This is a genomic window from Spirillospora sp. NPDC047418 (assembly GCF_040643275.1).
Lineage (GTDB): Bacteria > Actinomycetota > Actinomycetes > Streptosporangiales > Streptosporangiaceae > Spirillospora.
Genome location: NZ_JBEYTW010000039.1, coordinates 14,971 through 39,201, shown reverse-complemented (window position 1 = coordinate 39,201; position 24,231 = coordinate 14,971). Strand labels below are relative to the sequence as shown.

At 73.6% G+C, this 24,231-nt stretch carries 21 protein-coding genes; 6 read left to right on the top strand and 15 right to left on the bottom strand.

Features of this window, described 5'->3' with window-relative positions:
• Positions 1-485 precede the first annotated feature (485 nt).
• Complete coding sequence (locus ABZ806_RS23775; protein ID WP_500219593.1) at positions 486-1,748, top strand: transcriptional regulator; 1,263 nt, start codon at positions 486-488, stop codon at positions 1,746-1,748.
• Between the two features lie 33 nt (positions 1,749-1,781).
• Here ABZ806_RS23775 and hisC read toward each other — a convergent pair whose 3' ends face one another.
• The 7 genes from hisC to ABZ806_RS23740 all read right to left on the bottom strand — a co-directional run bounded on the left by hisC (position 1,782) and on the right by ABZ806_RS23740 (position 7,267).
• Positions 1,782-2,861 carry a histidinol-phosphate transaminase gene (gene hisC / locus ABZ806_RS23770; RefSeq protein WP_500219557.1) on the bottom strand — a complete coding sequence of 360 codons (1,080 nt, stop codon included), beginning with the start codon at positions 2,859-2,861 and terminating at the stop codon, positions 1,782-1,784.
• 40 nt (positions 2,862-2,901) lie between these two features.
• Complete coding sequence (locus tag ABZ806_RS23765) at positions 2,902-3,177, bottom strand: DUF6401 family natural product biosynthesis protein (protein ID WP_500219556.1); 276 nt, start codon at positions 3,175-3,177, stop codon at positions 2,902-2,904.
• A 70-nt stretch (positions 3,178-3,247) separates the two neighbouring features.
• Complete coding sequence (locus tag ABZ806_RS23760; protein WP_500219555.1) at positions 3,248-3,922, bottom strand: NUDIX hydrolase; 675 nt, start codon at positions 3,920-3,922, stop codon at positions 3,248-3,250.
• Between the two features lie 80 nt (positions 3,923-4,002).
• Positions 4,003-5,343 carry a flotillin family protein gene (locus ABZ806_RS23755; protein ID WP_500219554.1) on the bottom strand — a complete coding sequence of 447 codons (1,341 nt, stop codon included), beginning with the start codon at positions 5,341-5,343 and terminating at the stop codon, positions 4,003-4,005.
• A gap of 129 nt (positions 5,344-5,472) precedes the next feature.
• Positions 5,473-5,655, bottom strand: a complete 183-nt coding sequence (locus tag ABZ806_RS23750) for an NfeD C-terminal domain-containing protein (RefSeq protein WP_375022083.1) — start codon at positions 5,653-5,655, stop codon at positions 5,473-5,475.
• A 114-nt stretch (positions 5,656-5,769) separates the two neighbouring features.
• Positions 5,770-6,468 (bottom strand): hypothetical protein, encoded by a 699-nt coding sequence (locus tag ABZ806_RS23745; RefSeq protein ID WP_500219553.1) that lies wholly within the window; start codon positions 6,466-6,468, stop codon positions 5,770-5,772.
• A gap of 124 nt (positions 6,469-6,592) precedes the next feature.
• Entirely contained in the window at positions 6,593-7,267 is a 675-nt protein-coding gene (locus tag ABZ806_RS23740; protein WP_500219552.1) for a lysophospholipid acyltransferase family protein, read from the bottom strand.
• Positions 7,268-7,675: 408 nt separating this feature from the next.
• Here ABZ806_RS23740 and ABZ806_RS23735 point away from each other — a divergent pair, with 408 nt between their 5' ends.
• Positions 7,676-8,029: an STAS domain-containing protein gene (locus ABZ806_RS23735; protein ID WP_500219551.1), complete on the top strand. Its 354-nt coding sequence runs from the start codon at positions 7,676-7,678 to the stop codon at positions 8,027-8,029.
• A gap of 23 nt (positions 8,030-8,052) precedes the next feature.
• On the opposite strand, the gene ABZ806_RS23730 is transcribed toward ABZ806_RS23735, so the two are convergent.
• The 7 genes from ABZ806_RS23730 to ABZ806_RS23700 all read right to left on the bottom strand — a co-directional run bounded on the left by ABZ806_RS23730 (position 8,053) and on the right by ABZ806_RS23700 (position 17,232).
• Positions 8,053-8,868 (bottom strand): glutamate ABC transporter substrate-binding protein, encoded by an 816-nt coding sequence (locus ABZ806_RS23730; protein ID WP_500219550.1) that lies wholly within the window; start codon positions 8,866-8,868, stop codon positions 8,053-8,055.
• Positions 8,869-8,891: 23 nt separating this feature from the next.
• The gene (locus ABZ806_RS23725) at positions 8,892-10,442 is read right to left on the bottom strand and encodes a GlnX family signal transduction membrane protein (protein ID WP_500219549.1); all 1,551 of its coding nucleotides are present in this window, start codon (positions 10,440-10,442) and stop codon (positions 8,892-8,894) included.
• Positions 10,439-11,164 carry an FHA domain-containing protein gene (locus ABZ806_RS23720; protein WP_500219548.1) on the bottom strand — a complete coding sequence of 242 codons (726 nt, stop codon included), beginning with the start codon at positions 11,162-11,164 and terminating at the stop codon, positions 10,439-10,441. Before ABZ806_RS23720 ends, ABZ806_RS23725 begins: the two co-directional genes overlap by 4 nt.
• 5 nt (positions 11,165-11,169) lie before the next feature.
• Entirely contained in the window at positions 11,170-12,462 is a 1,293-nt protein-coding gene (locus ABZ806_RS23715; protein WP_500219547.1) for a vWA domain-containing protein, read from the bottom strand.
• Positions 12,459-13,292: a PP2C family protein-serine/threonine phosphatase gene (locus ABZ806_RS23710; RefSeq protein ID WP_500219546.1), complete on the bottom strand. Its 834-nt coding sequence runs from the start codon at positions 13,290-13,292 to the stop codon at positions 12,459-12,461. Before ABZ806_RS23710 ends, ABZ806_RS23715 begins: the two co-directional genes overlap by 4 nt.
• A 251-nt stretch (positions 13,293-13,543) precedes the next feature.
• Positions 13,544-16,021 (bottom strand): serine/threonine-protein kinase, encoded by a 2,478-nt coding sequence (locus ABZ806_RS23705; protein WP_500219545.1) that lies wholly within the window; start codon positions 16,019-16,021, stop codon positions 13,544-13,546.
• On the bottom strand, positions 16,018-17,232 hold the full coding sequence (locus ABZ806_RS23700; RefSeq protein ID WP_500219544.1) for a hypothetical protein: 1,215 nt from the start codon (positions 17,230-17,232) through the stop codon (positions 16,018-16,020). Before ABZ806_RS23700 ends, ABZ806_RS23705 begins: the two co-directional genes overlap by 4 nt.
• A gap of 344 nt (positions 17,233-17,576) precedes the next feature.
• On the opposite strand from ABZ806_RS23700, the gene ABZ806_RS23695 reads away from it, so the two are divergent.
• From ABZ806_RS23695 to ABZ806_RS23680, 4 genes are all read left to right on the top strand, one after another.
• Positions 17,577-18,941 carry a hemolysin family protein gene (locus ABZ806_RS23695; RefSeq protein WP_500219543.1) on the top strand — a complete coding sequence of 455 codons (1,365 nt, stop codon included), beginning with the start codon at positions 17,577-17,579 and terminating at the stop codon, positions 18,939-18,941.
• Positions 18,938-19,954 carry a hemolysin family protein gene (locus ABZ806_RS23690; RefSeq protein WP_500219542.1) on the top strand — a complete coding sequence of 339 codons (1,017 nt, stop codon included), beginning with the start codon at positions 18,938-18,940 and terminating at the stop codon, positions 19,952-19,954. The genes ABZ806_RS23695 and ABZ806_RS23690 overlap by 4 nt, the downstream gene beginning before the upstream one ends.
• 108 nt (positions 19,955-20,062) lie before the next feature.
• Complete coding sequence (locus ABZ806_RS23685; RefSeq protein ID WP_500219541.1) at positions 20,063-21,103, top strand: cation diffusion facilitator family transporter; 1,041 nt, start codon at positions 20,063-20,065, stop codon at positions 21,101-21,103.
• Positions 21,104-21,182: 79 nt separating this feature from the next.
• Positions 21,183-23,792: a hypothetical protein gene (locus ABZ806_RS23680; RefSeq protein ID WP_500219540.1), complete on the top strand. Its 2,610-nt coding sequence runs from the start codon at positions 21,183-21,185 to the stop codon at positions 23,790-23,792.
• On the opposite strand, the gene ABZ806_RS23675 is transcribed toward ABZ806_RS23680, so the two are convergent.
• Positions 23,789-24,172, bottom strand: coding sequence for a phage holin family protein (locus tag ABZ806_RS23675; protein WP_500219539.1), 384 nt, complete (start codon positions 24,170-24,172; stop codon positions 23,789-23,791). The genes ABZ806_RS23680 and ABZ806_RS23675 overlap by 4 nt on opposite strands.
• Between the last annotated feature and the right edge of the window lie 59 nt (positions 24,173-24,231).

Below are 24,231 nucleotides of genomic sequence, written 5' to 3'. Positions count from 1 at the left end.
CGGCCGGCAGCGACACGTCCGGATTTCGGCCCGCAGGTAAACCAAACCGGTGCCCCAGGGGTCCTTCCTATGCGCGAGAGCGTCAGGAGGGGCCCCTAGCGGCGTTTTAGGGCCTTGCCTTTCAACTTCGGACATCCGAAGATGCTGGATCGAGGCTGCCCGATTGGTGACAAATTACTGACCAGGGGGTCGCGTAGGTTACTTTTTCGCCGCACTCTTGATTCGATTTCGCGTCTGGGCGTCACATCCGGTCGTCCTGACCCGATCTGCCAGCAGAGGGGCTCGAATCGCGAACAGCGGTGCTGGGTCAGAAGGCAGGGCTGACGAGCCATGAGTCGACCGTTGGGCGAGACGTGCGCGAACAGGTGGCCGGGGCGGTGCCCCCGCCGAGAGGACGGACCGGAAGCGAGCGAGCATCGATGACGGCGGCACGAACGGGTTCGGTCACGCCCGATCTCACGATCGGCGTCGTGGGCCCCCACGAGCTGGTGGAACGAGTCATGCTGATGGGCCACGGCCCGACGCCGGTACCGAGCCGGCTGGTCGCCGCCGCGTACCGGGACGAGCAGGAGGCGGCCGACAAGGTCATCCGCCTCGGCTCGGGCGTCGACGTGTGCCTGTTCGCGAGTCCCGTTCCGTACGACTTCGCGCGCAAGGCCGGCGTGCTCACCATGCCCGCGACGTACGTGCCGCTGAACGGCGCCGCCCTCCAGGGCGCCCTCCTGCGGGCGTCGCTCGACGAGCGCTTCGACCCGTCCCGGGTCAGCATCGACGTGCTGGGCCGCGCCGAGGTCGAGGAGGCCTACTCCGAGATCAGTCTCGGCACCGAGCAGGTCCACCTCCGCGAGGAGGCCGCGGGCCCCGGCACGCTGGCCGCGTTCCACGAGCGCCTCTGGCGCCGGGGCGCGACGACCGTCGCGATGACCTGCGTACACGCCACGGCCGAACGCATGGAGATGGCGGGCGTCCCGACGATCCGCGTCCGCCCGACCGGCGCCGCGATCCGCAGCTCCCTGCAGACCGCCGCACTGCTCGGCGCCCACCACCGCCTCGAAGAGTCCCAGCTGGTCGTAGTCCTGGTGGACGTCCCCACGCTCCGCGAGACACCCCGCCGCGTAACGCCCCGCTACTGGCGGGACGAACTCAAGCTCGCGCTGCACCGGGTCCTGCTCCAAGAGGCGCACCGCATGAACGCCTCCGTCTGGCCCCTGGACGACCACAGCTACCTGGTCATCGCGACACGAGGCTCTGTAACGACGTCCACGGAGGGCTTCCGCACCCCGCCGTTCGTGGAACGCGTCCGAGAAGAACTAGGCCTGGCCATCGAAGTCGGCATCGGCATGGGCCGCACAGCCCACGAGGCTGAGAACCACGCCCGCGCCGCCCTTGCCCGCTCCCAGAGCTCCCAGCGCGCCCAAGGCTTCGCCCTCGACCGCGACGGCCGCGCCCTGGTGCCCGCCCCGCGCACACCGCCGCGCACGCAGCCGCAGGCCAAGCCGAAGGGCCTGGAGATCCTGGCCCGCCTGGCCGACAAACTCGGCGACCAGGAACAACCCCTCATCGTGGACGCGGAGAACGCCGGCAAGATGCTCGGCGTGACCCCCCGCACGGCCCGCCGCCTCCTGCGCACCCTGGTCGAGGAGGGCCTGGCCTGGCCCCTCCCCCCGAACCGCACCCCCCAACCGGGCCGCCCCCGCCAGCTCTACCGCCTGATCGTCGAGAAACTGGGCCCCGCCAAGACCCCCTGAGCGGCCCGCCGCGCGTTGTCCGGCCGGACGGTTCTAGTTGCGGTGGGGGAAGGTCCTGGCGACGTCCAGGAAGGCGTCGTTCTCCTGCGGGGAGCCGATGGAGACCCGGGCGCCCTCGCCGTCGAAGGGGCGGACGCTCACGCCCTGAGCGTCGCAGGCGGCGGAGAACTCCATCGTGCGGTCGCCCAGGCGGAGCCAGACGAAGTTCGCCTCGGTCGGCGGGACCGTCCAGCCGTCGGCGAGGAGGGCGCCGCGGACGCGGTCGCGCTCCTTGACCGTGCCCTCGACGCGCTCCAGGAGTTCGTCGGTGGCCTGCAGGGACGCGACGCCGGCGGCCTGGGCGATCGAGTTCACGCTGAACGGCAGGAACGTCTTGCGGATCGCGCCCGCCACCTCGGGGTGCGCGACGAGGTACCCGATGCGGAGGCCGGCGAGGCCGTACGCCTTCGAGAACGTGCGCAGGATCGCGAGGTTCGGGCGGTCGCCGTAGAGGGTGAGCCCGTCCGGGACTTCTTCGTCGCGGATGTACTCGCGGTACGCCTCGTCCAGCACGACCAGGCAGTCGGCGGGGACGCGGTCGAGGAACGCCTCGATCTCGGCGCGGCGGACGGCGGTGCCCGTCGGGTTGTTCGGGTTGCAGACGAAGATCAGCCGCGTCTTCTCCGTGATCGCGTCGGCCATCGCGGCCAGGTCGTGCGTCTCGTCCTTCAACGCCACCTGGACGCCCGTCGCCCCGGACAGCGAGACCAGCAGCGGGTACGCCTCGAACGAGCGCCACGCGTAGACGACCTCGGCGCCGGGCTCGGCGACCGCCTCCAGGAGCATCTGCGTCATCCCGACCGAACCGCAGCCGACGGCGACGTGGTCGGCGGGGACGCCGCAGAAGCGGGCGATCGCCTCGGTCAGCGCCGTCGCGTTGTTGTCGGGGTAGCGGTTGATGTTCCGGGCCGCCTCGCTGATCGCGTCCACGACCGACGGCAGGGGGCCGTGCGGCGACTCGTTGGACGACAGCTTGAACGAGCGGCCCTCGGGTGACACCACGACCTTGCCGGGCTTGTAAGCCACGAACCGGTCGAGGACGGAGCGGAAGCGCGGAGTGGTTGCCTCGGACACCGTTGTCCTCCAGATCGCGTGGGGGTGACTGCCCCTCAGCCTATGCAGCGTTCCTCATCATCCAGCAAACGGCCACGATCCGGACGAACTCCCAGTCGTAGGGGTCCTGCGGCCACCAGCCCCGGTCGAAGGCGTCCTTGGCGAACCCGTGCAGGTAGGCCATCAGCTCGTCCTGGCCGGGGGCGCCGAGTTCATCGCGGAGGGCCGCCACGTGCTGGTCGACGGCCGCCGCGAGGCCGGGGGAGCCGGCCATCTCCGCGACGCCCGCGTCGCCGATGTCCCGGACGAGCAGGCCGAGCGCTTCGTCACCGTTCATAGGGGGCGAAAATAGCAACCGCCGCCCGGTGCGCGCGACGTCGCCCCAGTTCAAGCCCGCCGGCGCGGGGTCACGGCCGGGGGCGGAGCATCGGCGGGCGCAGCTGCTCGGCGTCGCCGCGCCGGTACAGCCGGGCGGGACGGCCGCCGTCGCGGGTCGTGGTGTGCTCGGTGGGGATGAGGAAGCGGTCGGCGCCGGTGACCTTCCGGTGGAAGTTCCGCGGGTCCAGGCTGGTGCCCCACACGATCTCGTACACGCGGCGCAGTTCCGCGACGGTGAACTCGGGCGGGCAGAACGCGGCGGCCAGCGACGTGTACTCCAGCTTCGCCCGCGCGCGCTCCATCCCGTCCCGCAGGATCCGCCGGTGGTCGAACGCGGCCCGGTCGCGGTGGGCGAGCTCGTCCACCGCCGTCCACAGCACCTGCGCGCGGCTGGACGCGGGCAGGTCGGGCGCCAGCCCCAGGTAGGCGACGCTCACCACCCGCTGCCGGGGGTCGCGGTCGGGGTAGCCGTAGGTCGCGAGCTGCTCCAGGTGGATCCGCACGTCCGCGAGCCCGGCCCGCTCCGCCATCAGCCTGGACGCCGCGACGGGCAGGTCCTCCTCGAGCTGGATGAACCCGCCCGGCAGCGACCACGCCCCGTCGTAGGGCGCCCGGTCCCGCCGCCACATCAGCGCGCACAGGCGCTGCTCCCGCACGGTGAGCACGACAAGATCGACGGAGACGGCGAGCCGGGGCACGGACATGCAACGAACTTAGCGGGACCGGCCGCCCCCTGACGCCAGGAAGGCCCGGCGGGGCCGGGCCTTCGCGGGGGGGTGCGGTGTCAGTCCTCCTTGGGGATCTCCACCGCGGGGACGGCCGGGGTCGCGCCGTTGTGGCCGTTGGCGGCGGGCTGGGCGCCGTTCAGGTTGGCGAGCAGCTGGCGGGCGACGCCGAGGCCCGTGCCGCCGAGCGTGAGGGCCTTGGCGAGCATGTCCTCGATGCCCTCGGCGCCGTTCAGCACGACCATGTTGTCGACGTTGCCGAACACGCCCGCGCCGGCCTCGACGATCTGCGGCCACTGCTCGGCGAGCTGCTGGGCGATGACGGCGTCGGTGTTCTCGGCCAGCGCGACCGCACGGGCCTTGATCGCCTCGGCCTCGGCGAGACCCTTCTGCCGGGTCGCGTCGGCCTCGGCCTCACCGAGCAGCCGGATGGCCTCGGACTCGCGCTCGGCCTTCAGCTGGACCTCGGTCGCCGCGGCCTGGGCGTAGGAGATGCGCTCGTCGCGCTCGGCCTCGGCCAGCTTCACCTGCTCGTACGCCTTGGCGTCCGCGGGCTTGCGGACCTCGCTCTCCAGGCGCTTCTCGGTGCGCTCGGCCTCCAGCTCGGCGTTGCGGGTCTCCTTGAGGATGACCTCCTGCCGGGCCAGCTGCGCGGCCTGCTGGACCTGGCCCTCGTACTCGGCCTTCTTCATCTCGGTGTCGCGGATGACCGCGGCGTTCTGCCGCTCGGTCTCCTGCTCGCGCTCGGTGGCCTCCTGGTTGCGCTCGGCCTCGGCGATGCGGGCGGCGGCGGCGACCCGCGCGGCGTGCGGGCGGCCCAGGTTGGCGATGTAGTCGGTCTCGTCGTCGATCTCCTGGATCTGCAGGGAGTCGACGACCAGGCCCAGCTTGCTCATCTCGTCGGCCGCGGAGCTGCGCGTCTCGGAGGTGAGCCGCTCCCGGTTGAGGATCAGGTCCTCGACGGTGAGGTTGCCGATGATGGAGCGCAGGTGGCCGGTGAACAGCTCGTGGATCGCGCCGTCCATGGACGACTGCTGCTCCAGGAACCGCCGCGCCGCGTTGGCGATCGAGACCAGGTCGTCCCCGACCTTGTAGATGACCACGCCGCGCACCTTGACCGGGATGCCCTGCTGCGTCACGCAGTTCACTTCGAGGTTGGCGGCGCGGCTGTCGAGCTGCAGCCGCCGCGACACCTGGAAGCCGGGCAGGACGGACGTCCCCTTGCCGGTCACGATCTTGAATCCGAGGCTGTCCACGCCGTCGATCGGCTTGGACTTGGCGCCGAGCCCGGAGATGATCAGAGCCTCGTTCGGCTCGGCGACCCGCCAGACCATCTTGAACAAGACGATCAACAGGATGATGGCGACGACCACGCCGATCGCCACGGCGAGCACGGGCATGCGGCCTCCTCTTCACATTTCGGTGCGGCCGGCCCACGGGGCCCGCCCGCGTTTCCCCTCAGACGCACGGGGTGACCGTTCGGTTCTCCTCCGGGATGGCCTCTTTGTGCCAGTCTGGGACGTGCGGCCCTACTGGGGCAGGGCCGGCGCCACGTACACCGTCCGGGGCGGGTGGTGCTCGACGACCACGATGATCGTCCCGACGCCGATCTCGTCCTGCGGGTTCACCGGGTGCGCGTAGAACGCCTCGACACCGCCCCTGATGGGGATCATGACCTCCCCGACGAGTCCCGGCCCGATCCGGCCGGTCACCCGGCCCTCCTTACCGATCAAGGACACCCCCGCTGGGAACGACACGCCCGGGACACACGTCCCGTGTAAGGCGAACAGTATCCGCTCCGCGAGACGCTCCACGAGCCGCGTGACTCAGGGCAGGACGCGTTCGGCCCGGTCGCGCGCCTCGCGCGCCAAGCGCTCGGCGTCCGCGCGGGTGACGGCCGGGCCGAAGACGGTGACGGTGGCGAGGTAGTGGCGGCCGCGGAAGACCACGTACCAGGTGCGGGACCGGGCGCCGCCGCTGGTCGTGGACACCCCCACCGTGCGGGACCCCTCGCCGATCTCGCCCTTCGGCGCCTCCACGACGCGGTGCTCCGCCCAGTTCGAGCCGATCTTGGTGCGGAACTTCAGGCAGCCGGACGGGACGCGGGCGTTGACCTGCTTCTCGGCGTCCGCGGCGGACATCCCCATGAGCGTCTCGGTGGCGGTCTGCCCGGCCGCGCCGGTGAACGAGACGAGCGCGGCCGGGACGTCGCCCGCCACGGTGCCGCCCGGACGGTCCGTCCCGCAGCGCGGCTTGTCGAGGGTCGCCTCGCGCTGCAGCCTGGCGGCGTTCTGGATGGCCTTCAGCGACCCGTACTCCCCGGAATCGGGCTCCCCGGCCCGCCGGTAGCCGGGCGCCTCGGCGAGCAGCGCCTGCGCGAGCTGGTCGGAGGTGTAGCCGATGCCCGCCACCTCCGCGCGGGCGGTGCTGCGCACCTCCCGGGCGCGCTCACCGCCGCCTCCGCCGCACGCGCTCGCGGCAGTGGCCGTCACCAACAGGACGATCGGGAGGATCCTGGACGCCATGGCCGCGACACTACGGCCCGCACCCCCACCAACACCCCCGGCGACACACCTTCTCCGCCAACCCGGCGGACGACGGCCGGCCCGACACCGCGAGGCCGGGCGGCGCGAGACCGGGCGGCGCGGCTCAGGTCTGCTGCTCGGCGCGCTCGTTGTACTCGGCGGCGTAGTCCTGGCCGGACATCTTCTGGATGGTCTCGACGATCTCGTCGGTGATCGCGCGGCGGGCCTTGGCCGGGGGGAGGTCGCCGTAGTGGGAGAAGTCCATCGGCGGGCCGATCCGCACGGTGGGGCGGGGGCCGAAGACGCGCGGGAAGGCGGCGCCGATCGGCTGGATCTTCTCGGTGCCCTCCAGGGCGACCGGCAGGACGCGGGCACCGGACTCCAGGACGAGCCAGCCGACGCCGGTCCGGCCGCGGTAGAGGCGTCCGTCCGGGGAGCGGGTGCCCTCGGGGTAGATCGCGAAGGCGCCGGCGTTGTCGAGGACCTCGGCGGCCTGCTCCAGGGCGCCCATCGCGGCGCGGCGGGCGCCGCGGCGGACCGGGACGTGCCCGAGGTTGGTGAGGAACCAGCGGACGAAGCGGTTCTTCAGCCCGCCGCCCTCGAAGTAGTCGGCCTTGGCGATGTAGGTGACCGGGCGCGGCACGGCCAGCGGGATGATGAAGCTGTCGATGAACGACAGGTGGTTGCTGGCCACGATCAGCGGCCCGTAGCTCGGCACGTTCTCACCGCCGACGACGCGGGGCCGGAATAGCAGCCAGAGGATCGGACGCACCACGCGCGTCATGAACGTGTAGAACACCCAGCCTCCTGAATTTCGCCACCGCCACTGTAACCTCTGCGCCGATCCGGGCCGGGGTCAGTGTCCGCCTTTCGCGCCGGGAGGCGGGTAAGAAATGGTCCAAGCCCAGGTCAAGTCCTGTCCGAGTGACATTGGACGCCATTTCTTACCGTCCAGTAAGTTTCTCTTGAGTAAGTTATTGCGCTCGTTTCCCGGAGGTCCCCGGACGCATCCGGACGGCCCGGACGCCGCGTCGGGTAGAGTCTGCACGTGGGACCGGCCGGACGTCCGGGGCGGCGTTACGGTCCGGGGCGCGGGCTCGGTGACCGGTCCCCTTTCCCGGTGAGAGCTTGGAATGCGGGCACGGGTGCGCAATCCTGAGGAGTCACCTGAGATGGCCGGGTACGACCGGATGGGCGTGAGGTGACCATGGACTTCGACATCAGCCTGATGCGGGACGACCGCTGCACGGTCGTCCGTGTCCAGGGCGACATCGACGTGGTGTCCAGGACGCGCTTCGAGGAGACCCTCTTCGAGGTCGTCGACACCGAGGAACCGATGGTCGTCGACATGCGCGAGGTCACGTTCTGCGACTCGACCGGACTGAACGCCCTCGTCGCCGCCAACCGCCGGGCCGGCGAGCGCGGCGGGCACATCGCGCTGGTGGCGCTGCCGCCGCGCGTCCAGCGGGTCTTCCGCATCACGGGCATCGACAAGTACATCCCGATCTACGACACGCTGCGCGAGGCGATCGTCGCGTTCCCGTCCACGACCACGCCCTGACCGCTCAGCACGCCCCGACGGGGTCAGGTACAGCCCTCGAACTGCGGGACGCTCGTCGTCAGCTTCAGCCCCGACCTGCCGAACCACTGGGTGAGCAGGCGCTGCGCGGTGCCGTCCTGGTACATGGCGGTGATGGCCCGGTTGACCTCCTCGCAGCCCCGCAGGTCGCCCTTCTTGAGCCCGACGCCGTACTTCTCGTCGGTGAACGGTGCGTTGATCATGCGCCCGGGGCGGCCGGCGGCGAACCCGGCGAGGATCAGGTCGTCGGTCGACACGGCGTCGAGCGTCCCGGCGGCGAGGGCGTCCATGCAGGCCCCGTAGGTGCCGACGGTGACGGGCCGGGCGGCGACCTTGCGCTCCTCGATGACGCGCCGCCAGGAGTTGGAGCCGGTCACCTCGCAGATCCGCTTGTCCTTCAGGTCGCGGACGTTTTTGATGGACGCGGCGTCCGCGCGGACGAAGGTGTCCTGGTGGGCGACGTAGTAGGGGCCGCCGAAGGTGACCTTCATCTTGCGCTTCGCGGTGATCGAGTACGTCGCGACGATCATGTCGACGGTGCCCTTCGCGAGCGCCTCCTCGCGCACGGACGAGTTCGTCGTCTTCCACGTGATGCGGCTCTTCGGCACGCCCATCTTCCCGGCGATGTAGGTGGCGACATCGACGTCGAAGCCCTCGTACGTCCCGTCCGGGCGCTTGACGCCGAGCGCCGGCTGGTCCGCCTTCACGCCGATGACGAGGGAGTCCTTGTCGGCCGCCGACTCCTCCTCGGTGCCGCCGAGGCCGCAGCCCGCCAGCACCGCCGCGGCCAGGACGGCGGCGACGGCTCGGGTACCGCGCATGGCTTGCTCTCCTCCGGTCACGGTCAGCGGAACTCGGCCAGCCGGGGGCGGACCCCCGCCAGGACCAGCAGGGCGATCAGGGCGGCGCCGGCGGCGGGCACGGCGTTCCAGCCGCGCAGCCCGCCGTCCGCGTCCCTGATCGCGTCGTCGAAGGCGTCCTGGTGGACGGCCGTCAGCAGGCTGAGGGCCTTGTCGTAGTTGTCGAAGTCGTGGATGGCGCCGGACGTCCGCCCCATCCGCAGGTCGATCGCCCCGGACCGGTTCCCCGACGACGCCAGCCGCCGCATCTCGGCGTCGTTGCGCTGGACGGTCCGGTACGCCGCGAGCACCGCCCCGAGGGCGTCGGCCTCGCGGCCCCTGTCGACCGTGCGGGCCTCGTCCCCGAAGAAGCCGAGGAACGGCACGGCGCCCTTGCCCGGTTTGTAGGGGGCGACCTTCTGCTCCAGGCCCGCGTAGTAGTTCTCCAGGTTCACCGGCTTGTCGCCGAGGTCCGGGTAGATCACCGACAGGGACTTGTCGAGGTAGGTCTGCTCGTAGGTGTCGGCGCGGCCCGGGTCGAGGAGGTAGCGGCTCTCGTCGGCGAACGCGCTGTGGCTGATCGCCCGCGCCCGCGACAGCTGGAGGATCGAGTCGAACCCGTCCTCCTTCGCCTTCTTGATGTGGCCCGCGTGCGCGGTCAGCAGGCCCGCGCCGACCGCGGTGAGCACGACCGTGCCGAGCGTCGCGAGCACCAGCGCCGGGTTGAGCAGGCGGCGGAACGTCCGGGCCAGGTACAGCTGCGTCGCGATCAGCAGGAGCAGCGCGATCAGGCCGGTGAGGGCGACCCAGGCGCGTCCCGCGAGCACCGCCGACCGCTTCGTCTCATACGACTGCCGGACGTGCGCGCCGCTGTCCAGCGTGATGTTGTACGCCTTCGGCAGCAGTTGCAGCTTCATCAGGTCGGACGCCTGCCGGTAGGCGTCGACGACCTGCGGCGGCAGCTCGCCCGCCGCGTGGTCGGACTGCGCGTCGAGCTGCATGGCCTGGCCGACGAGCCGCTCGTACTTGCCGAGGCCGTCCAGCACCTCCTGGACGGTCCGCTTCAGCGCCGGGTCGCGCCCGGCGAGCTGCGCGGCCTGCACCGCCGCCGCGTCCGCCTCCGCGCGGCGCATCTCGTACACGCGCAGCGAGTTGTCGTAGCCGATGCCGAGGTTGTGCTCGCGCCCGATCAGCAGGATGTTGGACACCTGCGCGTCCATGTCGCTGAGCGCGAAGTACAGCGTGCCGGTCGCGACGACCTGCGGGCCCGCGTCGTGCCCGATCGTCTGGACGGAGTCGCGCGCGTTCCCGACCGACACGGTGAGGACGGCCAGCAGCGCGACGAGCGCGGCGAGGCACAGCACCACATGCGCGCGGATGCGGCCCGGGATCGTCTTCAGCCAGCGGCCGCGCAGGAACGTCCGGAGGCGGCCGCCGCGCGGGCCGGGCGGATCGGCGGGCATCCGGGCGGGCGGCCGGGGCGGCGGGGCCGGGTCGAGCCGCGGGCCGGGCGTCCGGGGAGCGGGAGCCGCCGGCTGCGCGGGACTCATCGTCATGGCGGGCCTTCCTGCAGGGACAGCGTGATGGTCGTCCAGACGCCCACATGGATGCGGTCGCCGTCGGCCATCGGCACCGGCGCGTTCACCGGGATCGGCGCGGTGCCGCCGTTCACCGTCGTGCCGTTCGTCGAACCGGGGTCGACGAGGGTCCAGGTGCCGTCGGGCCGCGCCAGCAGGACGGCGTGCAGATGCGACACACCGGGGTCCTCGGGCGGCGCGCCCAGGTCGATCTCCGGCACGATCCCCCGGGACGCGCTGCGCCGCCCGATCCGGACCTGCCCGCCGGCCAGCGGGACCCGCCGCTCCGGGCAGTACGGCGGGAACGCGAGGCCCGCCGCGTCCTCGCCCATCTCGGCGACGACCGTGTCGAAGTAGGCGCGGTCGGCGGCGACCAGCGCGGACGGTCCGGGCTGCGCGGGCTGGGCGGCCGGGGAGCTGCCGGTGCGGGGCTGCGGCACCAGCGGCACCGCCCGCGCCGCACGGTCGATGCCCAGCTCGACCGTGTAGCGGGTGCCGGTGTCGAAGTCATAGCCGTCCACCTCGCAGAAGCGGCCCGAGCGCGGCGTCCCGCAGTGCGGGCACGCCGGCGCCTCCGCCGCGGGCGGGGACGCGCCGGGCGGGGGCGAGGCCGGGGCCGGGGGCGGGGCGCCGATGGGGTCGCCGCAGACGTCGCAGCGGCCGGTGCCTCGGGAGGTGTGCCCGCGCGGGCAGATCGGCATGGGCCTCAGCCCCCGGCCTTGCCGTCGTCGCCCTGCCGGGTCCGGACGGTCCGGACGGAACGGGTGTCGAGCGACATCTCGTCCGCCTTCGACACGTCCCGTTTCAGCCGGACGGTCCCGTTCGCCTCGTCGACGACGTCCACGACGCGGTCGAGCAGACCGGAGATCTGCGCGTTGCCGACCTCCCGCGCCAGGACGACCGCGCGCCCGAGCCGGGCGGTCGCGCGGTCCTCGTCGCCCTCGCGGCGCGCCTCCAGGCCCTCCTGGATCGCCGCGGCGAGTTCCGACTGCCCGGTGTGGTGCGCGACCCGGCCGTTGATGCGGGTCGAGTGGGCCTCGTCGTCGGTCCACTCGGCGAGGACGTTCCCGGACGCGAGCACCTCGTCGCCCGCAAGCAGCTTCACCCACGCGGCGCGCATCTGCCGTCCGACGTCGCCGGGCTGCACCTCGACGCACACGTGGTACTCGCGGGACTCGCTCCCCCACGCGCCGAGCGGGTAGTCGCCCGTCTGCGTCCCCGACTCGACCCGGCGGCCGGTCAGGTCCTCCACGGCCGGGACCATCTGCTTCACGAACCGGAGCCGCGCCTGCTGCGGCGTCCACACGCGCATCGTCACGTCCGCGATCTCCTTGCTCATCGCGGCCCGCGCCATCGCCAGGAAGTCGGCCTCCAGGTCGGCGGGGTCGGGGACGTCCAGGAACCCGCCCAGCAGCGCCGAGCTGATCTTGCGCAGCTCGGCGACGTCCCAGTCGGTGCCGACGCCGCGCGCGTCGCACAGGAACCGGCCCTCGCACGCCCGCAGCGCCGCGTCCAGCTCCGCGGCCGGCTCGTGCTGGTTCTTGCCGTCGGTCAGCAGGATGGCGTGCCGGACGGCGTCGTCGTACCCGGTGAACAGGCGTTCGGCGAGCCGCAGCCACGACCCGATCGCCGTCCCGCCGGCCGCCTCCAGCCGTCCGATGGCGCCCACCGCGCCGCGCCGGGACGCCTCGTCCGCCGGGACGAGCCGCTCCCCCTGCGGGTAGATCATCCGCGGCCGGTTCGCGCCCGCGACCACCGCGAAGTGGACGCCGTCGCGCAGCACGTTCACCGCCGCCCGCGCGGCCCGCTTCGCCGCGGCCATCTTCCCCCGGTACGACATCGACCCGGACGTGTCGATCAGGATGATCTCCGCCGCCGGGGCGCCGCCGCCGCCCGCGGAGCGCGCCGACACGCCGACGATCGCGTGCATCTCCCGCCCGCCCGCCGGAAGGTAGGCGTTCTGGTCGACGCGGACGGTGAACTCCGGAAACCCGCTCATCTGCCCCGCTCCCCAACCGGCGGTGGACAGGGGATCACCGCCGCCGTGACATTGTCGCGGCCGCCCGCCTCCAGCGCCGCCCGCAGCAGCCGCCGCGCCGCGCCCAGCGGGCCGCCCGCGCCGCCCAGCGCCACCGCCGCGAGGTCCGCCGCCTCCGGCAGGTCGTTCCACAGCCCGTCGCTGCACACCACGACCAGCCCCGGGACCGTCGGGCGGAACGCCGCCACATGCGGCTCGACGGGCCCGGCGTCCGCGCCCAGCCACGCCGTGATCATGTGCGCCCGCCGGTCGGCCCACGCCTGCGCGGCGCTCATCGCGCCCTGCTCGACCATGGTCGCGGCCCATGAGTCGTCCCTGGTCAGCAGGCGCGAACCCGCTTCGGACAGCCAGTAGGCCCGGCTGTCGCCGACCCACCCGACCGTCACACCGGCCGGGTCCGCGATGGCCGACGCGAACGTGCACGCGGGCGCCGCGTCCGGGCCGCGGGCGAGCCCGGCCACGACCTCGGCCGCCCGCTCCGCCGCCGCCCGCGTCGCGCCCTGCGGATCCATGCCGACCGACACCCGTCCGGTGAGCACGGCCAGCGCCGCGTCGGCGGCCCGCCGCGCCGCCTCCCGCGACCCCGGCGCCGTGGCGACCCCGTCGCACACCACCGCGCACGCGCCCTGCGGCAGCCGCGCGATCGCGACCGCGTCCTCGTTGCGCTTGCGCCGCAACCCGCGATCACTGACCGCTGCCCCGGCCGGCCCCAGGTCGACTTCGCCCTGCCCCGGCCCGTCCGGCTGCCGCAACCCGCACCGCTCACAGAACCCGTCCACCCCCACGGCCACCCCACCACAATCCCCGCACCCCGCACGGCCTGCGAAGGACGCAACACCTGCGCCGGACACGGGGCCCGCAGCGGGGGCGGCGTGCGTGGGTGGGGCGGCGTGCGTGCTCGTTGTGCGGGGGATGGGCGGGGGCGGGGGGATCGAACCGGGGGCGGGGGTGCCGCATTGTTCGCAGAAGCGGTCGCGGGTCAGGGCGGGCTCGCCGCAGGTGCGGCAGGCGGTGGCGGGGGTGCGCTGGTCGGTGGTCATGGTCAGAAGAGCGTCCTCGGGCGGACGGCGTTGGCGCGTTTCACCATCGCGTGCCGGTGTCCGGCGCCGTCGGCGAGTTTGGCGAGGACGCGGTAGGTCTCCTCCAGCTTGGCGCGCAGGGCCGACTCGTCCAGGTCGGTGCCGAGGATCTGCCGCTGGAACCCGGCCGGGATGGGGGTGCGGGCGGCGCGGAGCCAGGCGAGGGCGGCCTCCAGGACCTCGGCGGTGAACGCGGCGGCCCGTTCGGTGTCGAGGCGCAGGGACGCGAGGCGGCGGCCCGCCTCGGCGAGCGCGGGCGCGTTCAGCTCGCCGGGGTTGCGGCCCCGGACGGCCGTGGCGACGGCCGTGAGCTGCGCGGCGAGGTAGTGACTGGAGATCCGGGGGACCGAGTCGAGGACGCGTTCGGCGGCGGCCCGGTCGCCGGCGGCGAGATACGAGCGGGCCAGGCCGAACGCGGCGCTGACGTGGGTCGGGTCGGTGCGCCAGACGATCTCGTAGAAGTGGCTGGCGTTGCCCATGTCGCCGAGGGTCTCGTAGCAGAACGCGAGCGCCAGCTTGGGCGCCTGCTCGCCCGGCGCGAGGTCGTAGAGGTCGTTGAAGACGGCGGCGGCCTCGGCGGCCCGTCCGCCGGCGAGGGCGCGGACGCCCCGGTACCAGTCGACGCGCCAGTCGTCCGGCGCCTCGGCCGAGATCTCCCCGAGCAGGCGGGCGGCGCCGTCGAGGTCGCCCAGCTCGATGCGGACGCGCAGCAGCGCGAGCCGCACCTCCCGGGACGGGACGGGCGCGGAGCCGAGCGCGGCGGCCAGGTCGCCGGGGTCGCGGGCGGCGAGCCCGGCGAGGAACGCGGCGGCCGGGTCGAACGCCGACACCAGCGGGACGGGCAGCGCCGCCGCCGCGGCCGCCGGCTCCAGCGGCGCCAGGATCGTCGTGTTCTCCGGGTCGGCGACGATCTCGGCCCCGGCGGTGTGCTGCTCCGGCCCGAACAGCGGCGACGGCGCGGGCCGCGGCCGTCCGTCCTCGGCGGACAGGACCTCGCGCAGCACGCCGGTGAGCTGCTCGGCCATCTCGGCGGCGCTCTGGAACCGGCGGGACGGGTCCGGGTGCGTGGCGCGCCGCAGCAGCCGGTGGTAGGACTCGTGCCGCTGGAACAGCGCGACCTCGTCGCGGGGCGGCAGGCTGCGCAGATGCCGTCCGGTGTAGCCGCGGAACGGGAAGCTGAGCACGGCGAGCGTCCGGCCCACGGTGTAGAGGTCGGAGGTGACCGACGGGCCCTGCGAGCCGATCTCCGGGGACTGGTAGCCGGGCGTCCCGAAGATCGGGCTGTCCACGTCGAAGGCGCGCCGCACGCCGCCGAGGTCGATCAGCTTGAGCTGCTCCTCGGACTGGATCGCGTTGTCCGGCTTGAAGTCGCAGTACAGCAGCCCGACGCCGTGCAGGTAGCCGAGGGCGCTCAGCACCTCAAGCCCGTAGGCGATCACCTGGCCGAGCGGCAGGGACGCCTGGTCGCCGTGGTCGGCGCGGACGCTCAGCAGGATGTCCTTGAGGGAGCGCCCGCCGACGTACTCCATCACGATGTAGCCGGAGTCGCCGTGCCGGACGAAGTTGTAGATCTTGACGATGTTGGGGTGCTCGACCTCGGCGAGGAACGCGCGCTCGGCGGTCGCGGCGGCGAGGGAGTCGGCGTCCCCGGTGTCGAGCAGGCCCTTCAGGACGACCCACCGCTCGCTGACGTTGTGGTCGCGGGCCAGGTACACCCAGCCGAGCCCGCCGTGCGCGAGGCAGCCGAGCACCTCGTACTGCCCGCCGACCAGCTCGCCCGCGTGCAGCTTCGGGGTGAACGAGAACGGGTGCCCGCAGCTGCGGCAGAACCCCTCGGTGCGGCCGGGCCTGCCGCCCCGGCTCCGCCCGACCTTCTCGTCGCAGCGGCTGCAGAAGCGCCGGTTCTCCGGCACCTCCGGGTTCTCCATGATCGCGGACGCGGGGTCGCGGGTGGGGACGGGCGGGACCTCCACGAGGCCCGCGCCGAGCATCCCGCGCCTGGTCGAGCCGCTGGAGCCGGTGCCGCGGGTGCCGCCGCGCGACGCCGTCCGGCCGGACCCGACCGTGCCGCGGCCGCTGCCCGCCGAACTCCCGGACGTGCCGCCGGGCCCGGTGCCCCTGCCCGGCCCCGGCTCCCTGGCCGTCGGCGGCGCGAAGGGCGTCTGCCGCGTGACCGGAGCCGGTGTCGGGGCGAGCGCCTGGGCCGGAACCCGCACCGGCGCCGCCCTCGTGTACCCCACCCTCGCCGCCGCCTCGGGAACGGCGGGCTGGGGGACGGCGGGCGGGGGGACGGCAGGCGCGGGAACGGCGGGCGGGGGAACGGCGGGCGGGGGAACGGCGGGCGCGGGCGCGGGGTCGGGGGCGGGGGCCATGCCGCAGACGTCGCAGAAGCCGTCCGGGTCGATCGCGCCCGTGCAGCCGGGCTGGGTGCATCGGTTCATCGCCGCGTCCCCGTCTCGCTCTCGCTCGCCCTGATCGCCTGCTGGAACTCCGCGAGCAGCGCGGTGGCCCGGCGCAGGTCGCAGGGCGCCGTCCACAGCGTCTCGCGGGCGTCGCCGTACAGCGCGCCGAGCCGCTCGTCCTCGATCAGGCCGAGGCGCGCGGCCTTGGCCCGGTACGCCTCCAGGCGCCCGCGCAGCTCGCCGCGCCGGTCCAGCAGGCCGGCACTGAGACGCAGCTCGCCGCGGGCCCGTTCCAGCGCCTCCTCGGCGGCGCGCTCGAGCTCGGCGAAGCGGCCCGCCATCTCCACCCAGCGGCCCGCCTCGCGGAGCCGCTCCAGCGCGGCGATCCGGTCGCGGAGCGCGGTGCCGAGCCCGGCGGCCGGCGCGGGCAGGTTCGGCGAGTGGATCTTGGCGAGGACGATCGTGTACGCCTCGTGGGCCCGCCGCTCGGTCCGCTCGGTCTCCTCGATCACGGCGGTGACGCGGGCGAGGAGGTCGGCGTACTCGTCCCGCATCCGGGCGACCCCGGCGAGCTCGTCGCCGAGCGTGGTCAGCACGGCGCGGACGCGGTCGAGGCGGCCGGTGTCCGGATGCCCGTTCCGCACGAACGACAGCGGGTCGGTGCGGACGAGCCGGCCCAGCGCGGTCAGCTCCCGCCCGACCCGGTCCAGTTCGGGGTGGCGGGTGCCGTCCAGCGAGTGCGCCAGCCGGGTCGCCGTCCGCCAGCTCTCCTCCGCCTGCTCCAGCGGCATCAGCAGCGCCGTCCAGGCGGTGTCGGCGGCGGCGACCTCCTCGGCGACGAACTTGTAGGCGTCCGACATCATCGCCACCGCCTCGTCCAGGGTGATCCGCCGCTCCTGCGGGCCGAGCAGGGTGCGGTGCTCCAGCGGGATCTCGCCGTCGGGCAGCTCCACCGCGCAGCCCGCGAGCAGCCCCGACAGCTCGGTCAGCGCCGCGACGTCCGGGCGCGGCGACCGTCCGCGCAGCTCGCACGCCGCCTCCAGGACGCGCTGGTAGGCGTCGAACAGCAGCCACAGCGTCGCCAGCCGGGACTGCGCGTCCTCCCAGCGCCGCCACGTCTCGCCGGTGAGCCGGGCGCCCTTGAGCAGCCGGATTCCGGGCTGGTCCTCGAGTTCGACCAGGGACGCGGCGATGCGTTCGCGCTCGTCCCGCAGCTTTCCCAGGGCATGGTCGACGCCTTCACGACTCATGGGCGCGGCGGCCCCGGCCCCGCTCTGGTCCAACGTCTGCCCCGCGATCGCTTCTCCGGTCCCCCGAGCATGCCCTCTGGCGGCGCCGGTCTGGGAGCACGGACCGGTCCACTATCGGACGTACGCTCTCATACAAGTGTGATCCGTGACACTAACCGAGACAAGGCGCTTTCGCCCACGCCCGCCGCATTTCGCGTGCCGTCCCGCTCGTGGACGTCGACAGCCGCCCCGTACCCTTTCCACCGGGAACGTCGTTGTGCCGAGTGACGTTACGACAGGTAGTTCGTCTACGAGAGGAGTGGTGAGTCCGCGGTGTCGGACCCCAGTCATAGACCCGGTGCCTCATGGTGAGCGCGGCACTGGGCGTACTAGCAGTGATCCTTCTCACCGCCGCGACCGGGTATTTCGTCGCGCAGGAGTTCGCCTACGTCGCCGCCGACCGCGCGACGCTGGAGCAGGCCGCCGAACGCGGCGACACATCCGCCAAGAGGGCCCTGAAGGTCATCAGCAGGGTCTCGTTCATGCTCTCGGGCGCGCAGCTCGGCATCACGATGACGACCCTGGTCGTCGGGTTCATCGCCAAGCCCGCCCTCGCCGAGCTGATCCAGCCGCTGCTGGACGTCCTGGGCGTCCCCGCGGGGGCCACGGGCGCGATCGCCCTCGCGACCGGCTTCGTCCTGGCGACGCTCATCCAGATGCTTCTGGGCGAGCTGTTCCCCAAGAACCTCGCGCTGGCGCGCGCCGAATCGCTCGCGCGCGCCCTGGCCGCGTCCACCCTGGTGTACCTGACCATCGCCGGGCCGGTGATCCGGCTGTTCGACCGCGCGGCGGAGCGCCTGCTGCGCGCCGTGGGCGTCGAGCCCGTCGAGGAGCTGCACAGCGGCGCGACCCTTGAGGAGCTCGGCGACATCATCGGCAAGTCGCACAGCGCCGGGCACCTGCCCGCCGACCTGTCCGGCCTGCTGGAGCGCGCGCTGTCGTTCGGCGACCTGACGGCGGACGAGGTCATGGTGCCGCGCCCGCAGGTCCGGACGCTGCCGTCGACCGCGACCGCCGCCGACCTGATCGCGCTGATCCGGGAGACCGGGCACAGCGCCTACCCCGTCTACGGGACGGAGGTCGACGACGTGATCGGCGTCGCGGGCGTCCGCGAGGTCGCCGACGACACCCTCGACCCGGCCACCCCGGTCGGCGACATCGCCCGGCCGGCGCTGCTCGTCCCCGGCAGCCAGCCGCTGTACGGGGTCATCGAGCACATGCGCGACTCCCGGCAGGAGTTCGCCTGCGTGGTGGACGAGTACGGCGGCCTCGCCGGCATCCTCACCTTCGAGGACGTCGCCGAGGAGCTCGTCGGGGAGATCACCGACGAGACCGACGGCCTGGCGGAGGCGCCGACGTCCGGCCCGGACGGGTCCTGGCTCGTCGACGCCGGCATGCGCATCGACGAGGTCGGCCGCCTCACCGGGCTCGACCTGCCGGAGGGCGACGCCTACGACACGCTCGGCGGCCTCGTCATGGCCGAGCTGCGCCGGCTCCCGTCCGCCGGGGACCGGCTCACCGTCGACGTCGACGCCGGCTCCGTCGAACTGGAGGTCATGAGCGTGGCGCGCCGCGTCGCCGAGAAGATCCTGATCAGGGCGGCGCCCGTGCCGCCGCCGCGCACGGCGCCTTCGGTGCCCTCGCCCCCGACGTCGGTGGAGGTGTCATGAACCCGCTGCCGTCGCTGCTGATCACCGTGCTGCTGCTGATCGGGAACGGCTTCTTCGTCGCGTCCGAGTTCGCGCTGGTCGCGGCCAACCGCTCGCAGCTCGAACGCGCCGCCGCCACGGGCAGCCGGCCGGCCGTCGCCGCGCTCGCCGGGGTCCGGGAGCTGTCGCTGATGCTCGCGGGCGCGCAGTTCGGCATCACCATGTGCTCGCTGGGCCTCGCGATCGTCACCGAGCCCGCGTTCGAGCACTTCCTGGAACCGCCGCTGCACGCGCTCGGCGTCCCCGAGGCGGGCGTGAAGGCCATCGCGCTCGGCACCGCGCTCGCCGTCGTCACGTTCCTGCACATGGTCATCGGGGAGATGGCGCCGAAGTCGTGGGCGATCACGCACCCGGAGCGATCCGCGCTGATCCTGGCGCTGCCGTTCCGCGCGTTCGCGAAGGTGTCCCGGCCGATCCTGTCGGCGCTGAACTCGACGACGAACGCGCTGCTGCGGCTCTTCCGCGTCACGCCGAAGGACGAGCTGGACAGCCACACCGACCCGGCCCGGCTCAGCCACCTGGTCGGCGAGTCGCGCCGTCTCGGCCTCATCGGGCGGCACGACCACGAACTGCTCCGCCGCGCCATCTCCGCGCGGGAGGCGACCGTCGGACGGCTCGTCGTGCCCGCCACGTCCGTCACCACGATCGGCGCGGACGCGACCGCCGCGCAGATCCGCCGGACGGCCACGGCCAGCGGGCACAACCGGCTGCTCGTCCAGGCCGGGGACGGTGCGATGACCGGGATCGTGCACGTCCGCGCCGCCATCACCGAGCCCAACGGGGACCGGCGCGCGGACGATCTGGCGCACCCCGCGCCCGTCCTGACGGCGGAGACGACCGTCCTGGACGCGGTGAGCCGCATGCGCCGGGCCCACGCCCAGCTCGCCGTGGTCAACGACGAGCGGGGCGAGTTCACGGGCATCGTCACCCTGGACGACCTCCTGGCGGAGCTACTGGCGACCAACCCGCACTGACGGCGAGCCCGCACTGACAAGGCGGCCGCACCGGCACAGGCCGCGTACCTGCGACGACAGCGCAGTTGTCGAGGTGCTGCAACGGGCTTTGTGGTTCATCGTGGACACATGAGCGCACACGGGCACGGCCACGGGCACGGGCACGGGCACGGGCATGGCCACGGGCACCGGCGCGGTCGGATCGGGCGCCTCAGGCACATCCTGCGGCCGCACTCCCACGAGGCGGCCGACAAGGTGGACTCGGCGCTGGAGGCGAGCGCCCAGGGCATGCGCGCCCTGTGGATCTCACTGGTCGGCCTGGGCGCGACCACCGTCCTCCAAGCGGCGGTGGTCGCGTTCACCGGTTCGGTGGCGCTGCTGGGCGACACCCTCCACAACGCGGCGGACGCGCTCACGGCCGTCCCGCTGGGCATCGCGTTCGTGCTGGGCAGGCGTCCGCCCACCCGCCGCTACACCTACGGCTACGGGCGCGCCGAGGACCTGGCGGGCGTCTTCATCGTCGTGGCCATCGCCGCGTCCTGCATCGTCGCCGGATACGCGGCCGTCGAACGCCTCACCCATCCACAGCCTGTGGAACATCTGCCGGCCGTGGCGGGGGCCGCCCTGGTCGGCTTCCTGGGCAACGAACTGGTGGCCCGCTACCGCATCCGTGTAGGACGGCGCATCGGCTCAGCGGCCCTCGTCGCCGACGGCCTCCATGCACGCACGGACGGTTTCGCGTCCCTGGCCGTTCTCTTCGGCGCGGGCGGCATCGCCCTGGGTGCCCCCTGGGCCGACCCGGTAGTGGGACTGCTCATCACTGGCGCGATCTCGGTCGTCCTCTGGCAGACGGCCCGCGAGGTCTGGCGCCGCCTCATGGACGCCGTGGACCCCGCCCTGGTCGACCGCGCCGAAACAGCCCTCGCCGCAACACCGGGCGTACTCGCGGTGGGCGACGTCCGCCTCCGCTGGATCGGCCACAACCTGCGCGCCGAATGCGACGTCGTCGTGGACTCCGCCTGCACCCTCGTCCGCGCCCACCAGGTGGCCGTGGACGCCGAGCACAGCCTCCTGCACGCGCTGCCGCGCCTCGGCGGCGCCCTCGTCCACCCCGACCCCGAGGCCCGCGACGGTGAAGATCATCACGCCGCCCTCGCAGGCCACCGCTGATCCCCGACCTGTGAGACGTTAGTCCTGGGCAGATGGGGAAATTACGCCCCGGACGGGCGATCTGGGACGGGATGACGTCGTGAAGCAGCCGGCAGACACCAACGAGCCTGACGAGCAGCACCCTGAGGAGACCCCACTCACGGAGGAGACCCCACCCGCCGAGGACACTCCATTCGCCGAGCTGGTCGAGAGCGTCTACGCGCCGCTGAGCGAGTTCTACGAGGGGCTCGACGCGCAACTGAGGGAGGAGCCCGAGGACGTCCCGCCGGTCGGCTGGGCGCCGCACATCGCGGCCTTGCGGGCCCTGCGCGACGGCCAGATCGCAGGCGACTGGGAGACGCTGGCCCGGTTCCTGGTGGCCCCCGGATCGCTGGACGAAACGGACACCCTGCGCCTGATCCACGTGGAGGAGGGCGGCGAGGCCGAAGCCGTCCGCAAGGCCATCAAGGAACTCACGGCGTCGGACGCGCGAGCCCTCCTCGTCGCGCCCACCCCGGAGCAGGCCACCGACCTGCTGCGGACCATGGAGAACGACCCCGAGATCTTCTCCCTGCTCATCGAGACGCGCCCCGCCGCGGCGGAACCCCGCTCGGTGCGGCCCCAAGCGCTACCGCCGGTCGAGGAAGAGCCGCCCGCAGAGCAGGAGCCCGTGGAGCGGGCAGCGGTCGAACCACCGCCGGTGCGAGAGCCCGGCTCCCACGGAACCGTAGAGTTCAAGCCCCTGACGACCCCGCCCGCAGAGCCCGAAAGCCCGTCCACCGTGACGCGAGCAGAACCGCTCCCACCCCTACCGCCCGAGCCGGACGAGCCCGAGAGCGCGTCCACCGTGACGCGGGCAGAGCCACTGCCGTCCCTCCCGCCCGAGCTGAGCGAAGACGACAGCACCACCACCCTGCCCGAAGCCGAGGCGCACGAGGACGAGCCCGAAAGCGCGTCCACCGTGACGCGGGCGGAGCCGCTGCCGTCACTCCCGGCCGAGCCGGACGAAGGCACCCTGCCCGAAGCCGAGGCGGCGTCCGCGCCGGGTGAGGACGAGGAGGCGTCGGCTCCGGAGGCCTGGGTGCGGGGGGCGGCGCTGCGGCCCGTCGGAGAGGCGTGGCGGCAGGCGTGGGAGACGGAGGTGCGGCTGCTGCGGCGCGGGCTGATGTGGCTGGAGCAGTGGCCGCGGGACGCGGCGGCGCTGCGGTCCGTCCAGGCGGAGAACCTGCGGCACGCCGAGCAGCTGGAGGCCGAGCGGACGGCGCTGCGGAACGGCATCGAGGAGGCGCGGAGCACGGCGGCCGCGGCCGGGCAAGCCGCCGAGGAGGCCGAGGCGGAGGCGGAGCGGCTCACCACCGTCCAGGAGGAGGCCGAGGCCGAGCTGGTGGAGCCGCGCGCGGAGGCCGACCGGCTGCGGGCGGAGGCGGACCAGGCGGCGGACGAGGCGACCGCCCTGACCCGGACGGCCGACGCGTCCTACGCCCGCTGCGCGCAGCTGGACGAGCGGGCGAAGACGGCGCAGTCGGAGCTGCGCGGCGCGCGGGAGGCGGAGGCGTCGCTGAGCGACGAGCTGGCGCAGGCGCGGCAGGCGCTGCCCGCCGCGGCGGAGGAGGCGCACCGGCTGACGGCGGCGGACGCCGACGCCGCCGCCGAGGGGCATGCCGCCTACTACCGGCTGGTGTCGGCGGAGTCGGCGCTGTCGGCGGTCCGCCGGAAGATGTCGCTGGGGCAGCGGCTGCACGTGGCGTCGCCGCCGTCGGAGCTGAGCGGCCTGCGCGCCGAGGTCAAGGCCAGGACGCGGGAGGCGGACGAGGCCGCCACGCGGGCGCGGGAGGCCAAGGACGCCGCCGAGTACGCCGAGCGGGTGCGCCGGGGGCTCGCGTCGTTCGTGTCCGAGGGCGGGGCGCGGCTGGAGCAGGCGAAGGAGGCCCAGGAGCGGCTCGGCACCGAGCTGGCCTGGCTGGCCACCGAGCGGGAGAAGGCCGCGGCCGAGCATCAGGAGCACGCGCGGCGCGCGTCCGAGGCCGTGGAGCGGGCGACGGAGGCGGGCCTGCGGGCGCGCACCGCGCACCAGGCCGCGCAGGAGATCGAGGACCGGGTGACCGCCGCCCGGACGTCCCGCGAGGGCGCCCTCGCGGCGGCGACCCGCGCCCGCGCGGACGCCGAGGGCGCGGCGGCGAAGGCGGAGAAGATGGCCGCCGCGCTGGAGCGCCGCGCGGCGGAGGCGGCGCAGGAGACGGCGGTCCGGGAGGGCGACCTGGAGACGGTCGCGCAGGCCGAGGCCCGGACGCGGGAGAACGTCGCGGAGATCTGCGGCGCCGACCCGGCCGACGACCCGGAGGCCGTCCCCGCGCACCAGCGCCGCGCGATGGCCCGGATCGAGCAGCTCACCGGCTATCTGGCGGGCGGGCGGACGGTGGAGAGCGACGTCCTGCTCCGCACCGCCGACGTCGTCGTCGGAACGCCGCTCGGCGCCGCCCTCACCGCCCCCGACCAGGAGTTCGACGCGCTGATCGTCGCGGACGCGGGCGCGCTGACGGACGCCGAGTTCCTCCTCGGGGCCGTCCGGACGCACCGCTGGATCCTGGTCGGCGCGCCCGGGTCCCGGCCGCGGCGGTACCGCGAGTACGCCGGCGGCCCGTCCGACCGGCTGGAGCGCGGCCCCTTCGACCGCGCCGCGGTCACCGCGGGCGACTACGCGGGCGACTAGTCGTCATCGTCGTCGCCCGGGAGGAAGAGGTGCAGGAGCCAGCCGACGACGCCGACGACGATCGCGCCCCAGAACGCGGCCCAGAAGCCGTCGACGTGGAACGGCAGGTCGAGGCGCTGCGCGACCTCGCTCGTCAGCAGGAGCAGCAGCGCGTTCACGACGAGGCCGATCAGGCCCAGTGTGAGCACGTAGAACGCGCAGCCGAGGGTCTTGATGATCGGCTTGAGGACGGCGTTGACCAGGCCGAAGATGACGGCGACCGCGACCAGCGTGAGGACGCGCCGGCCGGTCGTCTGATCGCCGAGCGCGATGCCGTCGATCAGGACCGTGGCGGCCCACAGGGCGACCGCGGTGATGCCCACCTTGAGAAGTATCCGCACACCACGATCATGTCCGGGGAGCGGCGGGCCCGGCATCCCTCCACATGACGATCTGGGCG

Coding starts and splice junctions, on each gene's coding strand:
- ABZ806_RS23765 (WP_500219556.1), bottom strand. CDS start 3,177: ATGAACGGTGACGAAGCGCTCGGCCTGCTCGTCCGGGACATCGGCGAC.
- ABZ806_RS23760 (WP_500219555.1), bottom strand. CDS start 3,922: ATGTCCGTGCCCCGGCTCGCCGTCTCCGTCGATCTTGTCGTGCTCACC.
- ABZ806_RS23755 (WP_500219554.1), bottom strand. CDS start 5,343: ATGCCCGTGCTCGCCGTGGCGATCGGCGTGGTCGTCGCCATCATCCTG.
- ABZ806_RS23745 (WP_500219553.1), bottom strand. CDS start 6,468: ATGGCGTCCAGGATCCTCCCGATCGTCCTGTTGGTGACGGCCACTGCC.
- ABZ806_RS23735 (WP_500219551.1), top strand. CDS start 7,676: ATGGACTTCGACATCAGCCTGATGCGGGACGACCGCTGCACGGTCGTC.
- ABZ806_RS23730 (WP_500219550.1), bottom strand. CDS start 8,868: ATGCGCGGTACCCGAGCCGTCGCCGCCGTCCTGGCCGCGGCGGTGCTG.
- ABZ806_RS23725 (WP_500219549.1), bottom strand. CDS start 10,442: ATGACGATGAGTCCCGCGCAGCCGGCGGCTCCCGCTCCCCGGACGCCC.
- ABZ806_RS23720 (WP_500219548.1), bottom strand. CDS start 11,164: ATGCCGATCTGCCCGCGCGGGCACACCTCCCGAGGCACCGGCCGCTGC.
- ABZ806_RS23715 (WP_500219547.1), bottom strand. CDS start 12,462: ATGAGCGGGTTTCCGGAGTTCACCGTCCGCGTCGACCAGAACGCCTAC.
- ABZ806_RS23705 (WP_500219545.1), bottom strand. CDS start 16,021: ATGAACCGATGCACCCAGCCCGGCTGCACGGGCGCGATCGACCCGGAC.
- ABZ806_RS23700 (WP_500219544.1), bottom strand. CDS start 17,232: ATGAGTCGTGAAGGCGTCGACCATGCCCTGGGAAAGCTGCGGGACGAG.
- ABZ806_RS23695 (WP_500219543.1), top strand. CDS start 17,577: ATGGTGAGCGCGGCACTGGGCGTACTAGCAGTGATCCTTCTCACCGCC.
- ABZ806_RS23690 (WP_500219542.1), top strand. CDS start 18,938: ATGAACCCGCTGCCGTCGCTGCTGATCACCGTGCTGCTGCTGATCGGG.
- ABZ806_RS23685 (WP_500219541.1), top strand. CDS start 20,063: ATGAGCGCACACGGGCACGGCCACGGGCACGGGCACGGGCACGGGCAT.